We start from the raw sequence: 9,150 nt of genomic DNA, 5'->3' as shown, positions 1-9,150 counted from the left end.
ACGCCGGTATGGGTGATCTTGACGAGCACTTCACCCTTGCGTGGCGGCTCAACGTCGATCTCAACGATTTCCAGCGGTTTACCTGGCCCAAAGGCCACTGCTGCACGTGATTTCATGATGTCACTTCCTTTTTTGAGTTGGTCCCCGTCACCAAAACCACCTGGAATTGGTTACCGGAGATACGACCGAACGATGGAGATGGTTTCGTTAATAGACTGTTGCTGCGAGTCGCTCCTCGCCCCTCCGTCAGGAAACTCCTCCCGTAGATGGCTCTCCAGAACGGCCGCCATCAGGCCGTTGATTGCACCGCGTACTGCTGCCAACTGCTGCAGAACCGCGACACATGTCGGATCAGCCTCCAGGTCATGCTCTAGAGCCGTGACCTGCTCGCTAATACCTCTAGCGTGACCGAGAGCTTTCTCCTTCTCTTTGGGGCACTGGGGCATTGCCATCCTCCCTTGCCGTTGATGTGGTCATACTATACCCCCCCACAGTATAAAACAACAACCAAAATTTTTTTGCCCGGCGCTTTCCCCTCTCGCGGACCCGCTTGATCGATCGCCTGCGACGACGACATCCAGCTATCGGGCGACCTTTCACCTACCGTCTACTCTGAAATTCCGCGATCTGGGAGGGTCGTCCATTTCACTGAAATGACTGAGCAGAACGTCCCATAAGGTTTCGTAGCGAATGAGCCAGGCACGGGAGATGAGTGACGGATGGAGGGTGCCCAAAGCTCGGTTGAACGAGTCGCGGATTCGCCGAGCTGCGATCATCGAAAGGACAGATACCGAGTCAACGTTCCTTGGATCGCCTCAAAATTGACCCAATAGGTCTTTTGGCCCATTGGCCTCTGCCAACGCACTACTGTCCTTGCAGTCTGGATGAGATGTTCGGCACTGGATTACACAATCCTCTTCACAATTGACTAAATGCACGAACGTAATTGCATGAGGCTTGATGCCCATCCCTTCAAATCTCATTTCAGAGGGATGGGCATCTTTCTAATCGAATCAACCTAACTCTGAACGCATCACCCTAACCGGCACCGACTTGTACGACGGCGTTCCGCTGTCCACGTCAATGTAGTCCAGCGGCACCAGCTGGTTGGCCTCGGGATAATAGGCCCCCACCGACCCAGGCGAGATCTTGTACTCGATGGCAGTTATGCGTTCATAGCGCATCTTGCGACCATGGGTGACCGTCTCGATGTCCACCAAGTCGCCGTGGGCTAAGCCGCGCGCCTGCAGGTCGGCAGGGTTCATGAACAGCACGTCGCGGCGGCCGAACACGCCGCGGTAGCGATCGTCCATCGCATAGATGGTGGTGTTGTACTGGTCGTGGCTACGCAGGGTGATCAGGCGCAGTACATCGTCACCCTCGACTTCCTTGTCCTCGTGTAGGCCCGGGAAGACGAAGAACTCGGCCTTGCCCGAGGGGGTCATCCAGATGCGTTCGGTGGCCGGTAGCGGCATGCGAAAACCGCCCGGCACGCGAATGCGCGCATTGAAGTTCTCGAAGCCCGGAAGAGTCTTCTCGATCAGGTCGCGGATTTTGTCGTAGTCGGCCCCCAGTTCCAGCCAAGGCACGGGGCTGTCCGGCATCGTCGCGTTGGCCATGCCTGCAATGATCGCCGGTTCAGAGCGCAAGAACTCCGATGCGGGCAGCAGTTTTCCAGCCGAAGCATGCACCATCGACATCGAGTCCTCGACGGTAATCGACTGCCGCTCTCCGTTCTGCACGTCCAACTCGGTGCGCCCCAGGCAGGGGAACAGGTAGGTTTCCTTGCCCACCAGCAGATGCGTGCGGTTGAGCTTGGTGCCGATGTGCACGCTCAGATCCAGCTTGCCCATGGCCGGGAAGCACTGGGCCGGATCGGGCAACGCCACGGCGAAGTTGCCGCCCAGGCAGATGAGCGCCTTCGACGTACCAGCGATCATTGCCTGCATGGCCTGCACCGAGTCATGCCCGTGTTCGGCCGGCGGCTTGAAGCCCAGTACTTGCTCGATCTTCTGCAGGAAATCGGCGGACGGTTTCTCGGTGATGCCCACGGTGCGGTTGCCCTGCACATTGGAGTGGCCGCGCAGCGGACAGATACCGGCGCCGGGTTTTCCGAGGTTGCCACGCAGCATCAGCAGGTCGCAGATCAGCCGCACGTTCGCGGTGCCCTCGTTGTGCTGGGTGATGCCCATGCCATAGGTGACGATAGTGGCGTTGGACTTAGCGTAGGCTGCAGCAACTTTTTCCATCTCGGCCTTGGTCAGACCACTAGCGTGCTCGATATCGGGCCATGCAGTGGCCAGCAGATCGGCCTTGAGCGCCTCGAAGCCATTGGTGTGCTGGGCGATGAATTCGAAGTCGAGCACCTGGCCGAGCGAGTCCTCCATCTCCAGCAGCGACTTCATCACCCCCTTAATTGCCGCCGCGTCGCCACCGGCCTTGACCTGCAGGTAGGTCGAGGCGATCCGGGTCGAGCCGTAGGTGGCCATCTCGATCATGTCCTGCGGGTCAGCGAATCGTTCCAGCGCCCGCTCGCGCAGTGGGTTCATGACCATGATCGGCACCTTGCGCCGGGATACCTCATGCAGTGTGCCCATCATCCGCGGGTGGTTGGTACCGGGGTTATGGCCGATCGAAATCACCAACTCGCACGATTCGAAATCGTCCAGCGACACCGAGCCCTTGCCCATGCCAATGGAGCGAGGCAGTCCCACGCTGGTGGGTTCATGGCACATGTTCGAGCAGTCGGGGAAATTGTTGGTACCCAATGCCCGCGCGAACAACTGGTACAGGTAGGCTGCCTCATTGGAGGCGCGGCCGGAGGTGTAGAACTCGACCTGGTTGGGTTCCAGTCCACGAAGGATTTCACCGATCCGGGCGAAGGCGTGCTCCCACTCGACCGGTTTGTATGTGTCGCTGCCGTGGTCGTAGACCAGCGGATGGGTCAGCCGCCCGAGGTCTTCCAGCTCGTAATCGCTGCGGTGCAGCAGCGTGGCCACCGGGTGGTTGGCGAAAAACTCAGGTGTGACGCGCTTGTTGGTCGCTTCCCAGGTCACCGCCTTAGCGCCGTTCTCGCAGAACTGAAAGGTCGACTTATGTTCCTTATCGGGCCAGGCGCACCCGGGACAATCGAAACCATCCGGCTGGTTGGTGCGCATCAGCGTAATGGGCGCTTTGAGCGTATCCATCTGCTCTCGCACCGCTGTCGCAGTCGCCTTCAACGCCCCCCAGCCACCAGCTGGGCCATCGTAGTTACGTACACCGGGTACCTTGCGTCGAGTCGTCATGGTCGCTCCTTAAACGCTTTATATTTTTTCGATATAAACCGATAGTTGCGTAATAAACCGCTCTTCTAGCGGACTTGAGGAATTGGGTTTGGTTGTGACAGTTCAGGAGGAAAGCGTACAGCCTTGTCAAATAAAGACAACCAGCAAAGCTGGATCCAACCTACCGGTGATCTGGAATCAAAAGTTTGGTCGACAAGGGAAAATCGTGTTCTAGAATCAAGCCACACTCTTTCGACATGTCAAGGCAACGAATCGATGAGCTACTCATCTACTTGTTGCGTCTCATTCGCATTGCGGTACTGAAGCCGCGCCCTGTGAGGCCGAGAACCATGGAAACATTCAGCTCTACGGCGCTTGATTTGGCTCGTTTTCAGTTCGCGTTTACAGTGGCCATGCATATTCTTTTTCCGGCAATCACCATAGGCCTCGCGAGTTATCTCGCCGTGCTGGAAGGTCTGTATCTGAAGACCGGTAGGGAGGTGTATCGCGATCTTTACATGTTCTGGATAAAGATCTTCGCGCTTAACTTCGGCATGGGAGTGGTTTCTGGCCTGGTGATGGCATATCAGTTCGGCACTAACTGGTCGCAGTTCTCTTATTTTGCCGGCGGCATTACCGGGCCACTACTGACTTACGAAGTGCTCACGGCATTCTTTCTCGAAGCTGGTTTTCTAGGTGTGATGCTGTTCGGCTGGGATCGGGTAGGCCGAGGCCTGCACATGTTCGCCACCTGCATGGTGGCGTTGGGCACGCTGATCTCGACCTTCTGGATCCTCTCCTCCAACAGCTGGATGCACACGCCCCAGGGCCACGAAATCATCGACGGCCGCGCGGTGCCGGTGGACTGGCTGGCGGTGATCTTCAACCCGTCGTTCCCCTACCGCCTGGCGCACATGGCGATCGCCGCGTTCCTCAGCACCGCGTTCTTCGTTGGCGCCTCGGGGGCCTGGCATTTGTTGCGCCGCCAGCACATCGAGCCGGCCCGCACCATGCTGTCGATGGCCTGCTGGATGGCCCTGGTGGTGGCGCCGATCCAGGCGGTGGTCGGTGATGCCCACGGCCTGAACACCCTGGAGCACCAGCCGGCGAAGATCGCCGCCATCGAAGGGCATTGGGAGAACGTCCCGGGCGAGCCGTCGCCGCTAATCCTGGCCGGCTGGCCGGACATGAAGGCCGAGAAGACCCACTTCGCCATCGAGATTCCCTATCTGGGCAGCCTGATCCTGACTCACAGCCTCGACCGCCAGATTCCGGCGCTGAAGTCATTCCCCCCCGAGGACCGGCCCAACTCCACGGTGATCTTCTGGACCTTCCGGCTCATGGTGTGCATGGGCCTGCTGATGATCCTCGCCGGGGTGTGGAGCCTGTGGCTGCGCCGTGGCGACCGCCTGCACACCACGCCGTTGTTCCTCCGGTTCATGCTGTGCATGGGCCCGGCGGGGCTGATCGCCCTGTTGGCCGGCTGGGTGACCACAGAGATGGGCCGCCAGCCCTGGGTGGTCTACGGGCTGATGCGCACCGAGCATGCGGTATCACCGCTGAGCACCGCGCAGATGAGCGTCAGCCTCGCGGCATTCGTGGTGGTGTACTTCGTGCTGTTCGGCACCGGTATCGCCTACATGCTCAAGCTGGTGCACAAGGGGCCGCAGCGCCACGAAGGCGAGCACCCGATCGAAGGTGGCGCGGGCCAGTCCAAGACCCCCGCGCGCCCCCTGTCCGCAGCGGACGATCACTGACCCTGTCGAAGGCGACGGCAACCTGAGGAGCGATGGCCATGGGCGTGGATATCACTTTGATCTGGGCATTGATCATCATCTTTGGCGTGATGATGTACGTCATCATGGACGGCTTCGACTTGGGCATCGGTATCCTCTTCCTGGCGATCAAGGACAAGGAAGAGCGCGATGTGATGATGAACACCGTCGCCCCGGTGTGGGACGGCAACGAGACCTGGCTGGTGCTGGGCGGCGCCGGCCTGTTCGGCGCCTTCCCGTTGGCCTACTCGGTGATCCTCAGCGCCCTGTACCTGCCACTGGTGCTAATGCTGCTGGGCCTGATCTTCCGCGGCGTGGCCTTCGAGTTCCGCTTCAAGGCCAGCGAGCGCAACCGCCACTGGTGGGACAAGGCGTTCATCGGCGGCTCGATCATCGCCACCTTCACCCAGGGCGTCGCCCTGGGGGCGTTCCTCGATGGCATCCCGGTGGCAAACAACATGTACGCCGGCGGCGCCCTCGACTGGCTGCGTCCGTTCCCGCTGTTCTGTGGCTTCGCACTGCTGCTGGCCTACGCCCAGCTGGGCAGCACCTGGCTGATCATGAAGACCGAGGGGCGTCTGCAGGAAGAGATGTACCGCTACTCCTCGTACTTCATCTGGGGCCTGCTGATCGCCATCGCAGTGATCAGCGTGTGGACGCCGCTGGCCCACCCCGAGATTGCCCAGCGTTGGTTCAGCCTGCCCAACCTGTTCTATTTCCTGCCGGTGCCTCTGCTGCTGCTGTTCTGCTTCTTAGGCACCCTGACCACCCTGGCGCACCGGGCCACCGCCGCACCGTTCCTATTCACCCTGCTGGTAATCTTCCTCGGCTACAGCGGCCTGGGCATAAGCATCTGGCCGAACATCATCCCGCCGTCGGTTACGCTGTGGCAGGCGGCCTCGCCGGTGGCGAGCCAGCTGTTCGCGCTGATCGGCGCGCTGTTCATCCTGCCGTTCATCTTGGTGTACACGGCCTGGAGCTACTACGTGTTCCGCGGCAAAGTTAAGATTGGTGATGGTTATCATTAGCCAGACAATGCTGTTGATCGCCCCCCCAATTGGCAACGCTGACTGATGCATGTAACCGAGGTAGGTATCTACACTCCGGCCGCCGACGAAGTGCTGATCCGGGTCGCCTATACCGGTGTGAACCGCCCGGATGAATTGCAGCGCTCGGGTAGCTATCCGCCGCCAGCCGATGCTTCACTCTACCTCAGCCTCACCCTACCTCGGCCTGGAAGTCTCGGGCGAAGTGGTGGCCGTGGGTGCGGCCGTGCAGGGATTGCAGGTCGGTGCGTAGGTGTGCGCACTCACGCCAGGTGGCGACTACGCTGAATACTGCAGCCGGAAACTAATTCACCGTGTGGACCAATCTATTCGAGCACGACCGCCTGTTACCCGGCGAAACCGTGCTGGTGCATGGCGGGTCTAGCGGAATCGGATTGACCGCCATCCAGCTGGCCAATCAGTTCGGCGCGCGGGTGTTGGCAACGGCAGGCAGCGAGGCCAAGCTGGAGACATGTAGCAGCGCAGGTACCAGCCGGGCCATCAATTACCGAGAAGAAGATTTCGCCGAGGTGGTCTGGGCCGAGACCGAGGGCAAGGGTGTGAACCTGATCCTCAATCATGGTCGGGGGTAGCTACCTGCAGCGCAATATCGACACCCTGCCGGTGGAAGGTAAGTTGGTGCAGATCACCTTTCTCGAAGGCAGTACGGCCGAGTCGAACGTCATGCCGATCATACTCAAGCGCCTGGCCTTTATCAGCTCGACCCTCCGCGCCCGATCCAAAGCGGAAAAAGCCAACATCGCTGCAGCCCTGCAGGCCGATGTCTGGCCGTTGCTTGGCGCAGGTCAATGCCTTCCTGCACTTTCCCGCTGCATGAAGCCTCCCAGGCACATGCACTGATGGAAAGCAGTCGTCACATTGGCAAGATAATGCTGGAGATCAATCCATGATTGCAGGTCGTCACAGTGGTAGGAATGTGCTCGTTTCTGGTGCTGCGAGCGGCATCGGTCCGGCGGTTGCGCAGCGCTATTGCGAAGAAGGCGCTACCGTCGCACTGCTCGACCTCAACCCTCAACCCTCAACCCTCAACCCTCAAGCGCTACAAGCTCAGGGCGAGAGATTGCGCGCCCAAGGCTTCGTGGTTACATGGCACGCTGTGGCCTCCCACTACAGTGCCACCCAAGGCAGCCATCATCGGGTTCACTCGACACCTGCCAGGAAAACTTGGGGCCTATGGCATTACGGCCAATGCCCTGGCCCCTAGGCGCATCGAAACACCCCTGCTGAAACCGTCACGTCGGCGGCCGATGAGACGCTTATCGCCAACACCCCACTGCCCAGGCTAGGCCAGCCCTGGGAGATAGCCGATGCGCCCGCTACCTGCGTGCTCCAGACAGCGCCTCATCACAGGCCAGGTACTCGATGTAGCTTACGTCGTCGTCAGGACAACTTGCAGGCGATTTTGTTTACAGTCTCCTCGTTTATAGTGCGAGAAACCATCCTCGCCCTAGCCATGCCTCTATTCCTGTTCGCCTAGATCACCGATGTCGTCGATGGTTTGATGAGTCGGCATCTGCGCAAATTCGAGGCACGTTGCGAGAGCAGCTTTATATACTATCCCGCGAAACGGACATTGCTGCCATTACTCGAAAGCTCATAGGCAGCCTATCTTTTTCTGCCCAGGCCACTCAAGTCAAACTGGGTGCTGATACCCTGCGTCGTTCTACTTGTTCTCATGATCACTATCATCGCCGCGACTTTCAAGAACCACCTAAGACGTCAAAGAGCTCCTTTCTCTCAGATACTCCATAGAAGATGGACTTAGCCTGACCGACGAAGGCGAGCGCGATCTCGTAAGGGAGAGGTTCCAAAAAGCCGACTATACTCGCGACTGAATTGTGACTGACTCTCATAACCTACTTGAGAGGCTACTGTTGCAATATCGGTTGACTGACTGAGCACTAACCTTCGAGCCTCGTGCAATCGCAGTTGTTTCTGATACTGGAGCGGACTCATAGAAGTAACAGCTTTAAAACGATGATGGAGAGTCGAAACCCCGAGATTTACATATTTTGCTAATTCATCGATCCGCATAGGTTCAGCAAAATTATTATTTAGCCATTCGATTGCTCGCGTTACTCTATATGATTGACTGTCGACCACTGCAATTTCGTAGAGCCTCTGGCCTTGCTGACCTCGCAGCAATCGATAAAATATTTCTCGCAAGGCCATAGGTGCGAGCTGAGAGATATCTTCGGGGCTATCAAGCAAGCTCAGCAAGCGAAACAAAGCATCCAGCAACGGGCCATCAGTACTTCCAAGATACAGCCCTCTTACATCGCCATTACTAGGGACACCGACAGGACTACTATCAGCAATCAATTGACTAATCTGAGCAGGATCAATGTCTAAAAGCGCACCTAAATAGGGCACATCCGGGGATGCCTCAATAACTTTACCCGCGAGCGGAAGAGTAACAGAAATCACCAAATAGTTCAGAGGATCATATACATACCGCTCGCCAAATAGACGAACCTCCTTTCGACCTTGCACCACCAAGCACAGTGTAGGCTTATAAACACTATACAGCGTATCCGTAGGTGTATCGTTTCGAACTAAATTGAGACCCTCAATAGCGGTTTGGTATATTCCGGAACCTGTCGTAAAACGGCGAATAATCGACGAAATTACCGCCCGCTTAAATGAAAGCGGATCGTCAAAGGTTGGGAAGAGTTGCGGACTTGATTCTGACATGTCGAGGCCCCTGAACATCGTCTAATCCTGAGAATAGCGCAAACAGGGACGCGTAAGATACCCCACTAGCTCGGTATGACAAAAGGCCCGGCAAAGCCGGGCCGAGAATTAGTGAAACTATCTTACGACCGTTTAGCTCGTGCTTTCAGTTGATCGGAACCACCTTCAGCTACGCGCTGGAAGCCTGGGGTGCGATCGGAACCACCTTCAGCTACACGCTGGAAACCTAGAGTGCGATCGGAACCACCTTCAGCTACACGCTGGAAACCTGGGGTACGATCGGAACCACCTTCAGCTACACGCTGGGAACCTGGGGTGCGATCGGAACCACCTTCAGCTACACGCTGG

General features: G+C 58.0%; 10 protein-coding genes and 2 pseudogenes. 7 read left to right on the top strand and 5 right to left on the bottom strand.

Features of this window, described 5'->3' with window-relative positions:
• From K5E40_RS33715 to K5E40_RS33705, 3 genes and pseudogenes are all read right to left on the bottom strand, one after another.
• A pseudogene (locus K5E40_RS33715) lies at positions 1 to 116 on the bottom strand (S-(hydroxymethyl)glutathione dehydrogenase); the annotation flags it as partial.
• 54 nt (positions 117 to 170) lie between these two features.
• Positions 171 to 446 carry a metal-sensing transcriptional repressor gene (locus K5E40_RS33710; RefSeq protein ID WP_016969247.1) on the bottom strand — a complete coding sequence of 92 codons (276 nt, stop codon included), beginning with the start codon at positions 444 to 446 and terminating at the stop codon, positions 171 to 173.
• Positions 447 to 1,013: 567 nt separating this feature from the next.
• Positions 1,014 to 3,287 carry an FdhF/YdeP family oxidoreductase gene (locus tag K5E40_RS33705; protein WP_016975662.1) on the bottom strand — a complete coding sequence of 758 codons (2,274 nt, stop codon included), beginning with the start codon at positions 3,285 to 3,287 and terminating at the stop codon, positions 1,014 to 1,016.
• A 329-nt stretch (positions 3,288 to 3,616) separates the two neighbouring features.
• Between K5E40_RS33705 and K5E40_RS33700 the strand changes: the two genes are divergently transcribed.
• The 7 genes from K5E40_RS33700 to K5E40_RS35860 all read left to right on the top strand — a co-directional run bounded on the left by K5E40_RS33700 (position 3,617) and on the right by K5E40_RS35860 (position 7,708).
• Complete coding sequence (locus K5E40_RS33700; RefSeq protein ID WP_050439964.1) at positions 3,617 to 5,023, top strand: cytochrome ubiquinol oxidase subunit I; 1,407 nt, start codon at positions 3,617 to 3,619, stop codon at positions 5,021 to 5,023.
• A gap of 38 nt (positions 5,024 to 5,061) precedes the next feature.
• Entirely contained in the window at positions 5,062 to 6,069 is a 1,008-nt protein-coding gene (cydB, locus tag K5E40_RS33695) for a cytochrome d ubiquinol oxidase subunit II (RefSeq protein ID WP_016969245.1), read from the top strand.
• Positions 6,070 to 6,401: 332 nt separating this feature from the next.
• Positions 6,402 to 6,680 carry a zinc-binding dehydrogenase gene (locus tag K5E40_RS35485; protein ID WP_025999688.1) on the top strand — a complete coding sequence of 93 codons (279 nt, stop codon included), beginning with the start codon at positions 6,402 to 6,404 and terminating at the stop codon, positions 6,678 to 6,680.
• Complete coding sequence (locus K5E40_RS35315) at positions 6,667 to 6,948, top strand: hypothetical protein (RefSeq protein WP_025999689.1); 282 nt, start codon at positions 6,667 to 6,669, stop codon at positions 6,946 to 6,948. The genes K5E40_RS35485 and K5E40_RS35315 overlap by 14 nt, the downstream gene beginning before the upstream one ends.
• A complete protein-coding gene (locus K5E40_RS35865; RefSeq protein WP_354668546.1) occupies positions 6,918 to 6,998 on the top strand; it encodes a hypothetical protein in 81 nt (26 codons plus the stop codon). The genes K5E40_RS35315 and K5E40_RS35865 overlap by 31 nt, the downstream gene beginning before the upstream one ends.
• Positions 6,995 to 7,312 (top strand): SDR family NAD(P)-dependent oxidoreductase, encoded by a 318-nt coding sequence (locus K5E40_RS35310; protein WP_228759039.1) that lies wholly within the window; start codon positions 6,995 to 6,997, stop codon positions 7,310 to 7,312. The genes K5E40_RS35865 and K5E40_RS35310 overlap by 4 nt, the downstream gene beginning before the upstream one ends.
• Positions 7,313 to 7,606: 294 nt before the next feature.
• Positions 7,607 to 7,708, top strand: coding sequence for a hypothetical protein (locus K5E40_RS35860; RefSeq protein WP_354668545.1), 102 nt, complete (start codon positions 7,607 to 7,609; stop codon positions 7,706 to 7,708).
• A gap of 161 nt (positions 7,709 to 7,869) precedes the next feature.
• Here K5E40_RS35860 and K5E40_RS33670 read toward each other — a convergent pair whose 3' ends face one another.
• Both K5E40_RS33670 and K5E40_RS33665 read right to left on the bottom strand, forming a co-directional pair.
• Positions 7,870 to 8,802, bottom strand: coding sequence for an AraC family transcriptional regulator (locus K5E40_RS33670; protein ID WP_025999690.1), 933 nt, complete (start codon positions 8,800 to 8,802; stop codon positions 7,870 to 7,872).
• A gap of 122 nt (positions 8,803 to 8,924) precedes the next feature.
• Positions 8,925 to 9,150: pseudogene (locus K5E40_RS33665) on the bottom strand (hypothetical protein); the annotation flags it as partial.

This window comes from Pseudomonas baetica (assembly GCF_019733355.1).
GTDB classification, from domain to species: domain Bacteria; phylum Pseudomonadota; class Gammaproteobacteria; order Pseudomonadales; family Pseudomonadaceae; genus Aquipseudomonas; species Aquipseudomonas baetica_A.
Note: the sequence above shows the minus strand (reverse complement) of the source record. Positions and strands in the feature narration are given on the sequence as shown.